Annotated in this window: 15 protein-coding genes and 1 pseudogene; 7 read left to right on the top strand and 9 right to left on the bottom strand. The window is 57.8% G+C overall.

Going from position 1 to position 17,523, the window contains the following annotated elements; all coding sequences use genetic code 11:
- The first annotated feature begins 62 nt into the window (after window positions 1–62).
- Entirely contained in the window at window positions 63–1,553 is a 1,491-nt protein-coding gene (locus FIV05_RS07110; RefSeq protein WP_152505185.1) for an aldehyde dehydrogenase, read from the top strand.
- 192 nt (window positions 1,554–1,745) lie between these two features.
- Here the strand turns inward: FIV05_RS07110 and FIV05_RS07105 are convergent, their stop codons facing one another.
- The 7 genes from FIV05_RS07105 to FIV05_RS07075 all read right to left on the bottom strand — a co-directional run bounded on the left by FIV05_RS07105 (window position 1,746) and on the right by FIV05_RS07075 (window position 11,058).
- The gene (locus FIV05_RS07105; protein WP_152505184.1) at window positions 1,746–2,726 is read right to left on the bottom strand and encodes a 3-hydroxyacyl-CoA dehydrogenase family protein; all 981 of its coding nucleotides are present in this window, start codon (window positions 2,724–2,726) and stop codon (window positions 1,746–1,748) included.
- Window positions 2,726–4,228 (bottom strand): sugar ABC transporter ATP-binding protein, encoded by a 1,503-nt coding sequence (locus FIV05_RS07100; protein ID WP_152505183.1) that lies wholly within the window; start codon window positions 4,226–4,228, stop codon window positions 2,726–2,728. The genes FIV05_RS07105 and FIV05_RS07100 overlap by 1 nt, the downstream gene beginning before the upstream one ends.
- 10 nt (window positions 4,229–4,238) lie before the next feature.
- Window positions 4,239–5,318, bottom strand: a complete 1,080-nt coding sequence (locus FIV05_RS07095; protein WP_152505182.1) for a strictosidine synthase — start codon at window positions 5,316–5,318, stop codon at window positions 4,239–4,241.
- On the bottom strand, window positions 5,311–7,440 hold the full coding sequence (locus FIV05_RS07090) for an SMP-30/gluconolactonase/LRE family protein (protein WP_152505181.1): 2,130 nt from the start codon (window positions 7,438–7,440) through the stop codon (window positions 5,311–5,313). Before FIV05_RS07090 ends, FIV05_RS07095 begins: the two co-directional genes overlap by 8 nt.
- Before the next feature lie 68 nt (window positions 7,441–7,508).
- Window positions 7,509–8,534, bottom strand: coding sequence for a sugar ABC transporter substrate-binding protein (locus tag FIV05_RS07085; protein ID WP_152505180.1), 1,026 nt, complete (start codon window positions 8,532–8,534; stop codon window positions 7,509–7,511).
- Between the two features lie 60 nt (window positions 8,535–8,594).
- Complete coding sequence (locus FIV05_RS07080; protein ID WP_269585038.1) at window positions 8,595–9,581, bottom strand: ABC transporter permease; 987 nt, start codon at window positions 9,579–9,581, stop codon at window positions 8,595–8,597.
- A gap of 709 nt (window positions 9,582–10,290) precedes the next feature.
- Entirely contained in the window at window positions 10,291–11,058 is a 768-nt protein-coding gene (locus FIV05_RS07075) for an HAD-IA family hydrolase (RefSeq protein WP_152509089.1), read from the bottom strand.
- 698 nt (window positions 11,059–11,756) lie between these two features.
- Between FIV05_RS07075 and FIV05_RS31535 the strand changes: the two genes are divergently transcribed.
- Window positions 11,757–11,897, top strand: a complete 141-nt coding sequence (locus tag FIV05_RS31535; RefSeq protein WP_173013793.1) for a hypothetical protein — start codon at window positions 11,757–11,759, stop codon at window positions 11,895–11,897.
- 37 nt (window positions 11,898–11,934) lie between these two features.
- Here FIV05_RS31535 and FIV05_RS07070 read toward each other — a convergent pair whose 3' ends face one another.
- Entirely contained in the window at window positions 11,935–12,696 is a 762-nt protein-coding gene (locus FIV05_RS07070) for an IclR family transcriptional regulator C-terminal domain-containing protein (RefSeq protein WP_152505178.1), read from the bottom strand.
- A 104-nt stretch (window positions 12,697–12,800) separates the two neighbouring features.
- On the opposite strand from FIV05_RS07070, the gene FIV05_RS07065 reads away from it, so the two are divergent.
- The 5 genes and pseudogenes from FIV05_RS07065 to FIV05_RS07050 all read left to right on the top strand — a co-directional run bounded on the left by FIV05_RS07065 (window position 12,801) and on the right by FIV05_RS07050 (window position 17,309).
- Window positions 12,801–13,520 carry a 3-oxoacid CoA-transferase subunit A gene (locus tag FIV05_RS07065; protein WP_152505177.1) on the top strand — a complete coding sequence of 240 codons (720 nt, stop codon included), beginning with the start codon at window positions 12,801–12,803 and terminating at the stop codon, window positions 13,518–13,520.
- Window positions 13,520–14,197 (top strand): CoA transferase subunit B, encoded by a 678-nt coding sequence (locus tag FIV05_RS07060; protein ID WP_152505176.1) that lies wholly within the window; start codon window positions 13,520–13,522, stop codon window positions 14,195–14,197. Before FIV05_RS07065 ends, FIV05_RS07060 begins: the two co-directional genes overlap by 1 nt.
- 10 nt (window positions 14,198–14,207) lie before the next feature.
- Complete coding sequence (pcaF, locus tag FIV05_RS07055; RefSeq protein WP_152505175.1) at window positions 14,208–15,416, top strand: 3-oxoadipyl-CoA thiolase; 1,209 nt, start codon at window positions 14,208–14,210, stop codon at window positions 15,414–15,416.
- Window positions 15,417–15,846: 430 nt separating this feature from the next.
- Window positions 15,847–16,251, top strand: a pseudogene (locus tag FIV05_RS31835) (IS3 family transposase); the annotation flags it as partial.
- Window positions 16,252–16,355: 104 nt separating this feature from the next.
- Complete coding sequence (locus tag FIV05_RS07050) at window positions 16,356–17,309, top strand: LysR family transcriptional regulator (protein WP_286190136.1); 954 nt, start codon at window positions 16,356–16,358, stop codon at window positions 17,307–17,309.
- Here the strand turns inward: FIV05_RS07050 and FIV05_RS07045 are convergent.
- On the bottom strand, window positions 17,260–17,523 hold the full coding sequence (locus FIV05_RS07045; protein WP_152505174.1) for a DUF2274 domain-containing protein: 264 nt from the start codon (window positions 17,521–17,523) through the stop codon (window positions 17,260–17,262). The two genes, FIV05_RS07050 and FIV05_RS07045, sit on opposite strands and share 50 nt — an antisense overlap.

Genomic DNA, 17,523 nt, shown 5'->3' with positions numbered 1-17,523 from the left:
GAAATCGTCACGCCCGGTTTGAGCTTTCTTGCGAAACATGACGGGTATGCCGGGAGACAGAAATGAAAGATGAACTCAAGAAATATCGAATGTTTATTGGTAACAGCTGGCGTGACAGCGCGTCAAAGGAAACCTTTCTGAGCTATAATCCGTATTCCGGAGAACCGTGGGCGGAAATTCCGCGTTGTGACGAACGCGATGTCAACGATGCCATCGAAGCTGCGCATTGTGCACTTTACGCCGGGGTCTGGGGTAAGATGTCTCCGACCGAGCGCGGAGCATTGATGAGAAAACTCGCCGGTCTTGTTGAACGCGACGCCGATCATCTTTCAGCGGTGGAAGTTCGCGACAACGGAAAGCTTTTGGCAGAGGTAGGTGGTCAGATCCGCTATATTCCCCAGTGGCTGTATTTTTATGGCGGGCTGGCCGACAAGATCAACGGGGCGGTGGTTCCGATCGATAAGCCGGATATGTTTGCATACACGCTTCGCGAGCCGGTGGGCGTCGTTGCGGCAATCGTACCGTGGAATTCGCCGCTCATGCTGATGATGTGGAAGCTGGCTCCGGCTTTGGCCGCAGGCTGCACGCTAGTGATCAAACCATCAGAGCACACGTCGGCTTCAGCGCTTGAATTCGCCGCCCTGGTTAAAGAGGCGGGATTCCCGGAGGGGGTGATCAATATCATTACGGGGTTTGGGCAGGATGTCGGAGATCCGTTGACCTCGCATCCGAAAATTTCAAAGGTCGCGTTCACGGGTGGCGAACTGGCAGGCCAGAAGATAATGCAGAATGCCGCTCCGACCTTCAAAAGATTAACGTTGGAACTGGGCGGAAAATCAGCGCAGATTGTCTTTCCCGATACGGATCTGGAGGCGGCTGTCGCGGGTGGAATCGCGGGAATTTTCGCGGCCACGGGACAAACCTGCATCGCGGGTTCTCGCCTGCTCGTACATGAAAGCATCTATGACGATTATCTGGAAAGATTTGTAGGGCTCGCAAAAAAAACGAGGATGGGTGATCCAATGGACCTGACAACCCAAGTCGGTCCGGTGACGACAAGGCCACAATACGAACGGATTCTCTCTTATATCGATATTGCCAAATCCGAAGGTGCGAGATGCGCCTTGGGCGGTGCTCCAGCCGAGCGTCCGGAATGCGGGAACGGTTGGTTCGTCGAGCCGACGGTTTTCGCCGATGTGGACAACAAGATGCGTATTGCACAGGAGGAAGTATTTGGTCCTGTGGTGTCGGTCATCCCATTCAAGAATGACGACGAAGCTTATCAATTGGCAAATGACACCGCCTATGGTCTGGCAGCCGGCGTTTGGACAAGCAGTATTAAACGCGCGACCGTTGCGCCCAAACGTCTGCAGGCGGGAACTGTTTGGGTAAATACATATCGTGCCGCCAGTTTCCTCATGCCGTTTGGCGGCTTAAAAACGTCGGGTCTTGGCCGCGAGAACGGGATTGAGGCCATCGATCCCTATCTTGAAACCAAATCGGTTTGGCTTTCCTATAGTACTGAGATTAGCAATCCATTCGTCATGCGCTAGGTCTCGGTCAGGAATTAATCATTTGATGTTGGCAGGCAGCCCTTCGGCAACGTTGCGCCGCTTGCCCGATACACCACCCCGACAAGCGCAATCCGCCTCGTCGGCGGACAAAAGGAGATCCGGTCAAATGGTGCAGAGTTATCTGCACCATGATCTGCGTCTCCAGCTCATGGGAGGAGCAGGAAACATGCGCTACTCTACCTTGAGGCGGTCGACGGCGTTGGCTTCGCGCAGCCAGTCGAAAAGTGCCGTAAGCTGCCGGTCGCGTTCCATGATGGTCTCGCTCCGATCACCCTCGAATGCATACCAACCCTGCCCCGTCATGAGGCCGAGATCGCCCCGCTCCACCAAGTCCCGAAGCGCCTTTCGCCCCTTGTAGTTTTCGTCACCCGTCTGCTCGTAAAGAGAATCCGTCACCGCCAGGGCGGTTTTCTTCGAAACGATCAGATCCTCCGTCAATAGCGGTCCCCAAAGGGCAAGCCGGGGCCCGAGGCTCAGGCGCACGGCAGCGTCGATATCATCGCGGCTGGCAAGACCCTCGTCGACTAGCCGGTAGACTTCGGTCAGCATCGCGAACTGGATCTTGTTAATCAGAAAGCCGGGCCGTTCGGGACAGGCCACCCCCACATGATCGATGGAATGGATAAACGCGCGCGCCCAGTCGATCAGCTCGGGCGGAGTGAAGCTGCTGTGGATGATCTCAATCACCGGGATGATGTGGCCCGGCGTGATATAGTGAATTCCGAGAACACGCTCACGACTGGAGACACCTTCGGCGATGTCGGAAATGAGAAACGAGGAGGTGTTCGAGGCCAGGACAACATCCGGCGGACACAGCCGATCCAGTTCCTCGAAGACAGCCTGCTTCGTCTCAAGCACCTCCTGCACCGCCTCATGCACCATGAAGGCGCCGGCAACCGCATCCTTCAGGGACGACACGGTGGCGACGCGGTTCACCATCGCCTCGACTTCGGTGCTGTCATCGGAAAAGCTTGCAGCGATGGGCCGCGCACGTTCGGCATAACTTTCGAGCATGGCTGCCTGACTGTCGCAGATGACCACGTCATAGCCGTGGCGCGCATAAAGCGTTGCGATCACGCACCCCATGAAACCCGCACCGACAACGCAGACGCGACCACCCGAAGGCGGCGCAGAAGCAATCCTCCCGGCCATCAGTGCACCGCCGCATACATGATGCGTTCCTCTGTGGCATCTTCGGGTGTGAATTCTTCGACGATACGCCCGGCCCGGCAAACGAGGATGCGGTCGGATATATTCATGATTTCAGGTAGGTAAGACGAGATTACCACGACGGCGATTCCTTCTTCTGCCAGCGTATTGATCAGATGGTGGATTTCCGAGATCGCCCCCACGTCGACGCCGCGCGTCGGCTCATCGAAGAAGATCACCTTCGGCTTCTGAACCAGCGACCGCGCGATCACGACCTTCTGCTGATTACCCCCAGACAGCTCGATGACGCGCGCATTGGAATTGATGGCCCTGATGTTGAGTTTCCGCGTCCATTCGGCGGCCATCTCCTTGATCTCGGAATAGTTGAGGAAGAGGCTCGAACTGACATTGGCAGCCTGTGCAGCACGATGAATGTTGTCGGCGATCGACATGCTTTCATAGAACCCCTCGACCTTTCGATCTTCGGTCACATAGACGATTCCATCCTGTACGGCCGGGCGCGGGGTCCGGTAGCGAATGGGCTTGTTCTCGAGCCTGACCTCGCCGCCATGAAAGAAGTCGCGCTTGTAGATGCCGGAGATCACCTTGGCGGCTTCGGTGCGCCCGGAGCCGATCAGGCCGAATATGCCGGTCACCTGGCCGCCATAGATCGAAAACGACGTGTTCTTGACGACCCGCGACATGGAGAGGTTCTGCACCGACAGGATTTTCCGGCCCGGCCGGCGGATCTTGTCTTCCCCGTGGCTGTGATAAAGATCGTCCGACAAGGTGCGGCCCACCATGGCCTGAACGATCTTTTCCCGGTCGAACTTGTCGACGGTATCGCTCACCACCAGTTCACCATCCCTGAGAACGGTGATCCGATCGGCGATGCTCAGCGCCTCCTCGAGGGCGTGACTGATAAAGATCACCGCGACACCCCGCTGCCTGAGGTCCTTGACCAGCGCAAAGAAATGCCGCTTTTCCTCGGGCGTGAGCGTGGCCGTGGGCTCGTCGAAAATGATCACCCGGGCGTTCTGCCGCACCGCCCTTGCGATCTCCACCATCTGCTTCTGGGCGGCGCCGAGCGTCCCGACATCGGCCCAGGGGTTCACCTGGAAGTTCAGCGATTGCATGAACTGCTGGGCGCTGATGTAGATGCCGCGAAGACGGTTGAAGAGTTTCTCCTCGCCCAGGAAGAGGTTCTGGGCGACCGTCATGCTGGGAACGAGGCTGGTTTCCTGAAACACCATGGCCACACCATGCGACAAGGCTTCGCCGGGCGTCATAAAGGTAACCGGCCGGCCGTCGAGCAGCATCATGCCCTCGGTCAGTTGGGTGACCCCCGCCATCATCTTCGTCAATGTGGACTTGCCCGCCCCGTTCTCGCCCAAGAGGGCGTGAACCTCACCGGGCATGAGCGTGAAATCGACGTTTCGGACCGCTGCAACCCCGCGATACTCCTTGGTCACGGACCGCATTTCGATCAGTTTGGATGTCTCCATGATCCTCTCCCTATATCTTCGCTCGCACGACGATATCGCCACCCCTGCACGTCATCAGCAGGCCATCGCCGGTGGGGAGGCAACTGGTGACGCCGTGACGCACTCCGTCCGCTCGGGAGTGCAGGCTCTCGACGGGATGCCCGTTGCCATCCAGACGCACCGCAATCCCCAGCGATCGCGATGGCGCCCAGGGCTTGAGTTCCCCGAGCTGCTTGAGGCTGCCGCCCTGCATGGGCTCGAGATAGGACTGCGGGTGATGCAGGGAGGGCGCGATCCAGTATTCAGGGTCGATCGTATCCACCATGCGACGACGGTATTCGTCTTCGCGCAGGACGAATTCGATAAGTTGCGTGCGCGGAGCAAAGATTGAAAGCCAAAAGTCTCCGCCCTCGCGCTCGTGTGCCATGCGTGCCGGATACCCCGGCAGTTCATCGACAACGACCCCGATTTTCCCATCCGGCGAGATCCGCAGCAGGCGATGACGCCAGCTTTCCGAAACGACGATATTGCCGTTTTCGGTCACGTGGACGCCATATGGGAAAGCGAGTTCTTGCGCCATACAGGCCGCTGCGCCACTGCCAAGGTCGATTTTCCAGACAGACCCGCTGGCGCTGTGTGTCATCAGATCGACCTTCCAGTCGCTCATTCCGTGATCCTGGCTGCCCAGACAGACGAACAGGGTATTGTCATCGGCAAAGGCAAGGGCGGAAGGGGACACGATGGGCAGATCTCCCAGTTTGGTGAACTCGCGTCCGTCATGCGCTCCGCCCCGGATGACGAGACGCCCCTCGTCAAGCCCCAGGGCCAGCATGCCCGACGGATGAGCCGCCAGACACACGATGTCGCTTGACGCCGTCCAGAGAGTATCGATGGTTTTCGATGGGCTCAGGCCCAGCAACCGGGCGCCGGACGACAGCAGGATGCCATCCGTTCCTAACGCGATATTGTCCGGAGCCGTCACGGCGGCCATTTCCTCGGCTTCATCGATGCGGGTGTTGGGACGCAATGCCCCGTCCATCGGTGGCAGGGTGATGGCGGCGCTGCCGCTGCCGCGGAAGCGGTCGAACATACGGGCAAAGAGGTTACTCACCGGACTTGCCTCCCCAGTAATGGCTGATGCCTGTCCATTCCATGTCGGCTCCGGGAATGTCGTAGACACCGATCCGGTCGTTGAAGAGCCCTCCCAGGAACAGACGTCCCTTGTGCTCCCGGATCGACGTGATCGAAGGATGCTTGATGCCGTCGCGATCCCAGAGCACGTCGAGCACCTGACCGGTCAGATCGAATTTGAAGACGCATCCTGAATTCATGTTCGGATACATCCATTCGTCGCTTGCCACGCGGTAGACCATGCGCCGGCGGAGCTGCGGCATTCGCTGGGCGAGGTCGAAGGTGGGCGATCTCATGCCGATGATGGCGCACCAGAAGGTGCCGTCGGAGGCCTTGTTGATATTGTCGGGGTAACCTGGAAGATCCGGTATCACGACTTCTCTTTGTCCCTTGCGGGGGCCGTCGAACCAGTATCGGCTGATCCGACAGCCCCAGGTCTCCGCGAAGAGGAAGGATTCGCCGTCACCCGCCATCGTGATTCCGTTTGGAAACTGCAGCTTGGGCAAAATAGTGCGCGATGACCCGTCACGCGGGTCGTAGCAAATGATGCGGCCATTGCCCCGCGATTCCAGTGCGTCGAGCACCCAGTCGTGAATCTCGTAGCGGATCGTGGCTTCCGAAAAGAAGATCCGGCCGTCCGGCGCGATGTCGAGATCGTCGGCGAGCCGCATGCGCGAGTCGTCGATGATCGAAAACATGGACCGGTTCGTCTCGTCCGAGAGCTTTACGGGCTTGCGATCCTTCGTAACCTTGTAGAGCCCCATCCCGCCGACACAGACGACAAGTTCCCGGTCCCGGTTGAACGCCATTCCCAACGGATGGCCGCCGATATGTACGTAGACCTCATGTCGTTGGTAGTCGGGCGCAAAGAACCGGATGATGTCGCCATGCCGGCTGCCGCAGTAAAGATTGTCGTCCTCGTCGAGGATGATGTCCTCGGGCCCGTCGAGCTCCCCCTTGCCGATCGGTTGCGCAGAGGCGAGCTTGTTGTTGACCTCATAGGGCGAACCGGACCCTTCGGCGGTGGGCGGGCACGGCGGCAGGGCAAAATAGGTGGGTGAGACATAAGCGCGATTGAGGATCTTGAGGCGGTTCTTCATCCACTTCACGTCTATGGCCACGGCCACGAGCAGAATGAGACCCAACACGAGGTCGCCGGCGCCGGTGCGCAAGCCCATGCGCACCAAGGCATTGGTGACCATGACCACTATGACGGTTCCGATAATCGCCTTCGCGACCGACCCGCGCCCGCCGCCCAGACTGTTACCTCCGAGGACCGCGGCAGTCAGGATAACAATCTCCAGCCCGACGCCGACGGAGCCGCCTATGCTGCCGAGTCGCGAGGCATAGAACAAGGCGGCTGCCGCTGTGAAGACCCCCGACAGGATGTAGGTCTGGGCCACGATCCACTTGACCGGCAGGCCGATATTGTAGGCGGAACGGCGCGACCCGCCGACAGCGCTCAGATGCCAGCCGAACCGCATGCGAGTCATCAATATATGGGTCAGGATCGCCACAATGACGGCAACGAACAGCGAGAGCGGCATTCCCAGGATCCGGGCTGAGCCCAGATAGTCCCACATTGGCACCGGCGTTTCCGAGTAAGAGGCATCGACACCGTAGTTCAGGGACAGCAGCTCCACTATGGCGCGTACGAGGATGAGCGTGACCAAGGTGGTCAGAAACGCGCGAAGCCCGAGGAATCCGACGAGGACTCCGTTCAACGCCCCGACGAGACCGCCAAGTGCCAGAACGGCCGGGATGACGACGATCAGCGGCATTCCCAGGGCATTGACCAGATAAAGCGCGCAGAAATTGCACAGGGCGAAGACCGATCCGACGCTGAGATCGATGCCGCCGGCTTTCAGAACCAGCGTCATACCGATGGCGACGAACAGATATTCCGCCAGGAGTTCGCCCATCGTGCCGAGGCTTCCTATCGCCAGGAAGTTCGGGATGATGAAGGAAAAGACGGCGACGGCGATGGCAAGGAACATGAACGGGATCGCATTGTCGATCCAGTTCTTCGACAGGATCTCGCCCATGACGTGGTCGGGAAACAAGCGATATCGCCAGCGCAAATAGGCTTCGCGCGCACTCATACGTATACTCCGGGGGTTTTGGCTTCGGACGATCGTCGCCAGATAGGTCGATCGCCCGTGCCTGGAGATCAGTTGCCGAGTTTGATCTGGTCAACGGTCCAGCAGGACGTCGGAGCTACCGTATCCGGTGTCAGGATCTGGTTCTCTGTATAGACGGCAAAGGGCTGCGTGCCGGGTTCCGGCTGCGTCTGCAACAACATCTGGATCGCGGAGGCAAGCACCTTGGCCTGATCGCGCGTATCGACCTTCACATACGACGAGAACGCCCCGCTTTCGACATTGGTGCAGCCGAGATCCTTGTTTCCGCCGCCAGTCGAGACAAGTTTGATTTGGTCCTGCTTGCCGGATTCCCGGATGGCCGCGGCAATTCCCACGTCCATGTTGTCCCACAGCCCGATAAAGCCGCACAAATCGTCGTGCTGCTTGATGATCGTGGAGGCGATGGAATGCGCTTTCGAGGCATCCCAATCCGCGGCCTGAGTGGCCACAAGTGTCGCATCCGGGTAATCCACCAAGGTATCTTCGACCCCGGCAACGCCGAGCTGGTTGGGCGGTGCGGTCACCGGGCCCTGAATCAGGGCAATTTTTCCGGATGTTCCAGAACCACAAAGACGGGCCGCTTCTTTCGCGGTTTCCACGCCCACGCCATACCAGTCTCCTCCGACGAAAGCATCCGAGTTGACCGGTGTCTTCATGTTCATCTGGATGACGTTGATGCCGGCGTCCATTGCGCGTCGGATAAGCTTGACGTAGGCCTGCATGTCTGCGTTCTGAATTATTATTATGTCCGGCTTCTCGTTGATAAGTTGCGAGATAGCCTGTGCGCCTGCATCGACGCTATAGTTGGCATCCCTGATCGTCAGCTCGTAGCCAAGCCTATCGGCATCCCGCTGCACTGCGGCCATCCAGCCTTGTGTCAGGTCCCATCCCATCGTGACCGGAACGAAAGCGACGGTCTTGCCCTCAAACGCCTTCTGGTACTTCAGGATCAGGCCGTCATCCGGGCGCTCCGCCGAGGCCGGCGCGACCTGACCTAGGACACCCAGCATTACGGCTGCGACCGCACCTATCCTCTTGAACATAGAAAGTTTCATGTCTTCCTCCCTAGAAATGTGGTTCTTTTTCCGGATCGCCCGTCTGGACCACCCGGAATTCTAGATGTCGCCTTGCTGCGATGTCTGTTCGTCGCGGGGGTTGAGCAGCGAGTCCACGATGATGGCCAGCAGCAAGATCAGACTCTTGATGATATTTTGAGCCGAATAATCCACGTTCATGATCGTCAGACCGTTCAACAGCAGTCCGATGAGAACCGTGCCCGAAATGACATTCCGGATACTGCCCTTGCCGCCCGCCAGACCGATCCCTCCGATCACCACGACCAGGATGATGTCGTAGATCATCGTCGAGCTGGCCAGCTTGGTGTTTACCGATGACACGGTCATCGCCATGATCAGGCCCGCGCAGAAAGCGACGAGGGATGCGAAGCTGTACATCAGGACCGTCATGGGCCGGATAGACATTCCGCTGTTGCGCGAAGCGAGCGGATTGTCACCGATCGCGTAGACGAAGGCGCCATAACGCGTCAGGCGCAAGGCCACGAACGCGAGACAGGAGATGATGAGGAACAGCAGAACCGGCATGGGAACCGCCGCGAGCGCACCGGTTCCGAGAGACGCAAACCAGCCCACATCGCCGCTGATGAAGATGTTCTCGCTCGACACAAGGGCAAAGCGTCCCAGCCCGGAAATCACGGTCGCCATCGCAAGCGTGGCGAAGATGGCCGGAATCTCGACATAGGCGATCAGGAATCCGTTGACCGCGCCGAAGGCCACCGCCAGCAGCAGACCCAAAAGAAGGGCCGTCTCCACCTGCATTCCTCCGGAGAAAAGCGTGAAGCTCCAGCCAGTCGAGAACACCATCACCGCGACCATCGTAAGGTCGATGCCGCGACCGATCACGACGACCGCCATTCCGATCGCCAGAATTCCCAGGATCGAGACGCTCTGCAAAAGAGAGAGCAAGTTCGATATCCGGAAAAACCCATCGAGAAAAATCGAAAACAGGACGAACAGAACCGCCGAGATGGCCATAACCATCTGTTCCTGATTCAGCGACAGAACGGCATTCCGGTCAAACTTCAATGTATTTTCCTCCCCATGACCCAAGCCGAATTCCCCGGGGTTGGTCCCAGCGATCCGACACAGGCCCGCCGCCTGGTGCGTGTTCCATTATGCACTGAAGGCAGCCTCACGCTGGCGAAGCGATCTGCGTTTGTCCAATATTGAGAAACGAGAAATATATAACCTTATCCTTATGAAAAGAGCAGGCGGCCGGTGTGTAGGCCGGTATTAAATTATGTCCGGACCCCCGGATTTCCTGGGTTTGCACGGAGATTTTAGGGATTTTCCGGAAATTGGAGCATCGGACGAAAACTCCACTCGATGGTGGGTCGATGCCAACCCGTTCGCGGGAAACAGCCAGAATCATAACTGAAAAGCGTAATTACGACACCGGGACTTTGTTGAATGAATTATCCGACAGGTACCTTCGCCTAAGAAGTCTGACAGGGCACAAGCTTGACATCTCCCGGTTTCGTTCAGACACGAAGCGTAGTGGAATTCGGCCATCCGGAGCCAGTGGCACGCGCCGTGCGCACCGGGCTTGGAGGCAAGCGGATTGAGGAGGATGCCGACCCTTCAGATGAAGATGGCGATATCTCTTTTTGCTTTTCCACTGATGTCGAATTTTCTCAACCGCAAGACGATCTCACAAGCAGGACATTAATACTTTATCAAAAAAAGGCTTACTGGCGACAAAGAAATAAAATTATGAACAAATCTAATTTATTACTTAGGCGATCCCTAATTCGGACGGCAACAGTGCCATGTCGCCAAATTGCCGTGCACCGAAAAGATCTGGGGTCGACTTCGTTTCTTTCGGCACATAAGCGAGACACGACATGCCCGCTCTTGCGGCGGCTTCAAAACCACTGGAGCTGTCTTCTACAACCAGGCAATGCTCAGGCAGGATACGATTTGCTTGCGCAGCGTGGAGAAACACGTCCGGGGCAGGCTTGCTTGCTCCAACTTCATGCGCCGAGAACATATTGCCTTCAAACCAAGGAAGCATACCCGTTGTCTCCAACGTTGCGCACATCTTTTCCATCAATCCATTTGAAGCAACGCAAAATTTTACTTCATGATTCTTTAGTACTTTCAGCGCCTTTTTTGCACCTTTAATTGGCTTTATTTCGCTCTTCAACGAAGCTATCAATTCCTTCGAGAACGGAACCAACCAATTTTCGGGCACTTTCAAGCCTTGTTCCGATAAATACCTTTCGACATCATGCCTGCTTTTTCCTATGAACCTGTCGCAACATTCGGAAAAGGATATGTCAGCGCCGCGTGAAAGCAGAAATCTATGAAGATGCCGATTGGAGATCGTTTCGGAATCCACAAGCACACCATCGCAATCAAATATAATAAGCTGCGGAATGCGATCTGGATGCTGCACCGCAATATGTCTCTTACCTGGAATCATAGCCACATAGAGCCTTTCAAAGATATTAGCGTCGTCAACGATCAGAGAACTAACTAAATCTATAGTGCCCCTGAGCACGCACTCAGCAACCGGCTCCAGCGCCGAACCATCAACTTAACTGGAATCTGAAGCAGTTGTGACGACGTTCACAGTGTAAGCCGTAAGGACGCCACCATAAGCGTTTCCTTCTGGAATTACGGGACGTGGTATGGTTAGCCTAACTTGCTGCACCAAATTTAAAAAAATCTCTCCATCTATTCTTCGCTCTCTGGAATGAGATGTTTTTAGCAATAAGCTACGATCAACTGGGAGGTGAGAGGGAAGTTTGTGCATTACGCTTAAGATAGAATTGAATTAACGGAAGCACTCAACTAGAGACGCGATGAATAGGTTCTTACCTGACCAGTGCTCCAATCCCCAAGTAGGAACCACAGGATCATGGAGTTCTCCATCTAGTATCACGGTTCCGGGCTGGAGATGACTGGGATAATACAGCGCATTCGGAACATTGATTCTGATCGCAAAGCGAGGCTGATCCTCATAGTAATGTCTACGCCAAACCTCCAAATTTTCGCGGGAGTCCGCAAGGGTCAGAACCAATACAAGTCCAGGAACTCTGTTCGAACCATCCATTTACCGCCTATATGCAGGCATTATCCATCGGTTTCTCAGGTCTAGAGAAGTCCAGTGCGATCCCCTTGGTAGGATCAAAAATCCAGCTTCAGTGGGTTGAACTCCGAGCTCTGATCAACACTCATGCGCTAATCGGAGCCAATATGGATATTACCAGCGGTGGCTTTCCTGAAAGTAGCAAGCAGCAGATCATCGCCGAACTGCTGTGCATAACGGGCATCCGCATCAACGCTGCTGTCGAACTCGCTGGCCGGCCCGCCCCGAACTCTCGCCGGAAAGCGTAATGCTCAAACAGGAACCGGACGACAAGGACTGAAAGACCTAGTGCAGCACCCGCCGCACGCCCGACTGCACCTTGAGGAGCGCCGGCAGGTAGATGGCGACGAGGTCGTCCAGGCTCGCCTGCGCGGCGGCCATGCCCGTGTTGAGCGCCGCCACCACCCGGTCGCGGCTATCGTAGACCGGCACGGCGAGCGACCTGAGGCCGATCTCCACTTCCTGATCGATGACGGCAAAGCCTTGCGTGCGCGTTTCACCGATACGGTTCATGATCTCGTCCGGATCGGTCAGGCTCAGCGCCGTGCGCGGGGTCAGGTCCGAGCGCTCCACGAGTGCCCGGGCCTCTTCTTCCGGCAGCGCCGCCAGCAGCACGCGGCCCATCGACGTGCAATGCGCGGGCAGCCGTGAGCCGGGCGTCAGTCCGATGGACATCACCCGTTTCTGCGCGGCCCGCGCCAGATAGACGATTTCCGTGCCGTCGAGGATCGATACCGAGCAGGACTGGCAGATCTGCTCGGTAAGCTGGTCGAGCCACGGCTGCACCACCTGCGGCAGCGGCAGCGAGGCGAGCGCCCCGAGACCCAGCCGGAGCGCGCGTGGCGTCAACGTGAAGAACTTGCCGTCGTAGTCCGCATACCCCTCGTGATGAAGGGTGAGCAGGCAGCGGCGCGCGGTCGCCCGGTCCAGCCCCGTGGCGTCGGCGACATCGGATATCGACAGACGGGGGGTGTCGGCCCCGAAACACTCGATCACCCTCAGTCCCTTGGCGAGCGAAGCGATGTGATCCGTCGGTTTGTTCAACATGCGCACAAAATTCAGTTCTATTTGAACAAATGTCAACATGCGAACAAATTGACTGGCCGAACCGAAGCAGCGGGCCTAGACAATCCTCAACCGAGGAGGTTTCCATGGATAAGACAATAACGTCCCTTACGGCTGCGGTCGCGGACATAAAGGACGGTTCCCGACTGATGATCGGCGGCTTCGGCGGCTCCGGCGCGCCGATCGAGTTGATCCACGCCCTGATCGACCGTTTCCGCGAAACCGGCAGCCCCAGGGACCTGACGGTGATCAATAACAATGCGGGCAACGGCGGCATCGGCATCGCCGCGATGATCAAGGCCGGCATGGTCCGCAAGATGATCTGCTCCTTCCCGCGCTCGTCGAATGCGGAAGCCTTCAACGAAAAATATCTGGCCGGTGAAATCGAGCTGGAGCTCGTTCCCCAAGGCACACTCGCGGAACGCATCCGCGCAGCCGGTGCCGGCATCCCCGCCTTCTACACGCCGAGCTCCTTCGGCACCGAGCTGGCGGAAGGCAAGCCCACGGAAGAATTCGACGGCAAGATGTATGTGCGCGAACGCTGGCTGAAAGCCGACTTTGCGATCATCAAGGCGCAGGTCGGCGACACGCTCGGCAACCTCACCTACCGGTGTGCGGGCCGCAACTTCAGCCCTTTGATGGCCATGGCCGCGGACCGCACCATCGTCCAGGTCAGCCATCTGGTCGCACCCGGCGGCATCGACCCCGAAACCGTCGTCACGCCCGGCATCTTCGTCGACGGACTGGTCGCAGTTCCGGAACCTGAACAGGAAGAAGTGCTCGTCCGCGCGGGAGTGGTTTACTGATGGCCTATACGAAACTCACCAACGCCCAGATCGCCTGGCGCGCCGCCCAGGACATCGAGGACGGCGCCTATGTCAACCTCGGCATCGGCTTTCCCGAAATGATCGCCAAGTTCCAGCCCGAAGGCCGGGACGTGATCTATCACACCGAAAACGGCGTGCTCGGGTTCGGCGGAGCTCCGAAAGAGGGCGAAGAGGACTGGGACCTGATCAATGCCGGCAAGAAGGCGATCACGCTGAAACCGGGTGCCTCCTTCTTTCACCATGCCGACAGCTTCTCCATGGTGCGCGGCGGCCATCTCGACCTTGCGGTCCTCGGCGCTTACCAGGTGGCCCAGAACGGCGATCTGGCGAACTGGCGTGTCGGCTCGAAGGGCGTGCCCGCCGTCGGCGGCGCGATGGACCTCGTCCACGGCGCCAAGCGGGTCGCGGTCGTCACCGACCACGTCACCAAGGACGGCAAGCCGAAGCTGGTCGAAACCTGCACCTTCCCGCTCACCGGCGTCGGCTGCGTCACCCGCGTCTACACCTCCCTTGCCGTGGTCGACATCGTCGACGGTCATTTCGTCCTGCGCGAAAAGCTTCCCGGAATGACACTGGAGGAATTGCAGGACGTGACCGGAGCACCGCTGCATCTCGAGGGCGACCCCGCCGACCTGACCGTACCCGCTCTGGACTGAGGAAAGACCTGTGCAAGACGTATTTATCTGCGACTACATCCGCACACCCATCGGCCGCTTCGGCGGTGCCCTCGCCCCGGTGCGCACCGACGACCTCGGCGCGATCCCCCTCAAGGCGCTCGCGGCCCGCAACCCGGGCCTGGATCTCGCGGCGATCGACGAGGTGATCTTCGGCTGTGCCAACCAGGCGGGCGAAGACAACCGCAACGTGGCGCGCATGTCTCTTCTGCTCGCCGGCTACCCGGAAACGGTGCCGGGCACCACGATGAACCGCCTGTGCGGCTCGGGCATGGATGCCGTCATCACCGCCGCCCGTGCGATCAAGGCCGGCGAGGCCGAACTGATCGTCGCCGGAGGCGTCGAGAGCATGTCGCGCGCGCCGTTTGTCATGCCCAAGGCCGAAAGTGCCTTTTCCCGCACCAGCGAAATCCACGACACCACCATCGGCTGGCGCTTCGTCAACCCGCTGATGAAAGCCCAATACGGCGTCGACAGCATGCCGGAAACCGGCGAAAACGTCGCCGAGGATTTCAACGTTTCCCGGACCGATCAGGACGCCTTCGCCTTTCGCTCCCAGCAGAAAGCCAAGGCCGCGATGGACAATGGCAGGCTCGCCCGCGAAATCACGCCCGTCTCGATCCCGAGGCGCAAGGGCGACCCCGTCATCATCGATATCGACGAGCACCCGCGCCCGGAAACGACGCTCGAAGGTTTCGCCAAGCTGCGCGCACCCTTCCGGGACGGCGGCTCGGTTACGGCCGGCAATGCCTCCGGCGTCAATGACGGCGCGGCGGCCCTGATCGTGGCCTCCGGCGAAGCGGCAGCAAAATACGGCCTCAAGCCGATTGTCCAGGTGCTCGGCGGCGCGACCGCCGGCGTGGCGCCCCGGATCATGGGCTTCGGTCCGGCGATCGCCTCCAAAAAGCTCATGGCGCGGCTCGGCCTGGCGCAGGCGGACTTCGACGTGATCGAACTGAACGAGGCTTTCGCTTCCCAAGGGCTTGCCACCTTGCGCGATCTCGGCATCGCCGACGACGATCCGCGGGTGAACCCCAATGGCGGCGCCATCGCCCTCGGCCACCCGCTCGGCATGTCCGGCGCCCGGATCACCGGCACGGCGGCTCTGGAACTGTCGGAGAAAAACGGCCGTTATGCCCTCTCGACCATGTGCATCGGAGTTGGCCAAGGAATTGCAATTGCACTGGGAGCTTGCAACTAGTTTCGTGAACCTGAGCTGCACGTCTTTCAAAACACGAACCAAGACTAGATGATGGATTTATTAAAATTGATCCAAGGTCGATCTGATATCATATTGAAAGGTGCAGGTATATTTTTGACCTTTTCCACTACATCTATCATTTCTGGAGGCATATGGAGAAAGTTTATTTACGTCGGCGATGGGGCACATGAGGTATGTTTTGGAAAAGCACCCAAGACTATACTCAGCTCTCGAATTGCATCGGCATCATGTGCCGGTCCGCCAAAACAATTGAGCCTGAGAGGAGGTCACATGAAAGGGACATCAACATGGCTTTTTGAGCATCATAGACCTACTCGGAAGAGAACGTAGTCGATGAGTTGCGTTCGGGTGGTAGGTTTCCGTTTGCCGAACTTACGCGGTGAACCGGCTTGACCCAACGAACAAACGTTACAGATCCCGTCGGCCCGGTCAGGCCGCTTTGGAACAGCGGATCAGAGAGATTTGTCAGAGGCATATCCGGTTCGGATAGCAATGCTTGGATGTATTGCTGTGCCGAGAGTGCTGGATGATCAGTCAGAAGAAAACCCGTCAGATCTACAACGAGTTGGGCCTCCAATGAGGAACAAGTTTCTGGAGCGCCGGATGAAAGCAACGCTTCAGGAAGATCGCCAATCGGCCGTCGGGCCGAATGACGTTGGGCTATGGACTTCATGCATGACCAGCACGCAACTGATCGAAAATCCGCGTTTTGACCGTGTTCGATACGTTCTCTCGCTATGTGCCGGGGCTTGATCCACGGCCAAGTGATCGGGGAGAGGATGTTGCGAGAACCCTGAGCAGGGTGTGTTCTCGATTTCACGCAGTCGCCGACTCTAATCTTCCAAATCCCCGATTGAGCTAACGATGTTCCAGAGCATTCACAATTAACAGGAGCGACATGGAAAACTGGGCAAGAAATTGAAGTCGGTTGATTCTTTGAAACACAAAAGACGCCTCGCAGGGCCGATAGAAATAAGACACCTGCGCCACGCTGTGGCGGTCGAAAGTCATGGAAGTTTCAGAAAAGCCGCACTCGCGCTCAGAGTGAAGCAATCGACACTCAGTCGGACCATTTCTCAGATGGAAGCTCGTCTGGGTCTGATCCTTTTCGAACGAACGAGTGGCGGTGCGCGCTTAACAGAGGCGGGTGCCGAGATCGTGAAGACTTCCCGCTATCTCATCCAGTCATTGGACCAAATGACACTAAACGCCCAGGAGCTAAGCCGAGGCAATACGGGACAGTTTCGTCTTGGATTTTATACGTCCCTCTCGATGGGCAAATTACGCGCAAGGCTCACAGAATTTGCAACAAGGTTCCCCAATATGGAGATCCTCACGATTGAAGCTTCGCGCTCGCGTCTTTTGTCTGATCTTGCTGGCGGTTTCCTGGATATAGCCATAGTCACTGGCGATCCTTCTCCTGGAGAAGTTGGCGCAAAGTCTCTTTGGACAGAACGTATTATGGTCCTCATGCCCAGCACGCATCCGCTAGCTCAAAACAAAGTCCTCCATTGGACCGACCTGAAAGACGAAACTTTCCTTATTAGCGATCATGATCCAGGTCCTGAATTGCGAGATGTCCTTGTTTCCAAGCTTGCGCTGCTCGGCGGACAACCAAAGTTGGTTGCCCACAATGTCAGCCAGGAAAATATCAAAGGTCTGGTCTCAGCCGGTTTCGGCATAAGCCTCATTCTCGAAGCAAGCCTGGGGTCCAGTTTTCCCGGCGTTTCGTTTCTCGAAGTCCGTGACGGGACTGGCGCAAACCGCATCAGCTTTTCCGCGCGTTGGCGTAGCGACAACAACAATCCGGCTTTGAGCAACTTCATTGCTCTCCTGGAAGAACGCTATCCCTCACCTGCCGGCCGTGACTAAGAATCCGACGCGCCTTCGCAAACCCACGATCCGTCGCAATAAACCGTTCCAGCATCGGAACGATCAGCCTAGAAGGATCCTCGACGGTCTGCCCGCTCTGCCGACCGAGAATCTCGGCATAGTCCACCAGATCCCGATGCAGCTTCGCCGGCAGTTCCACACTCACCTTGACCGGCTTGTCGTCCGGTAACGGCCCCAGCTTCAGTCTCACCAT

The organism is Labrenzia sp. THAF191a (genome assembly GCF_009363335.1).
GTDB lineage: Bacteria > Pseudomonadota > Alphaproteobacteria > Rhizobiales > Stappiaceae > Roseibium > Roseibium algicola.
The sequence above is the reverse complement of the archived record's forward strand: the minus strand, read 5'-3'. Positions and strand labels throughout refer to the sequence as shown.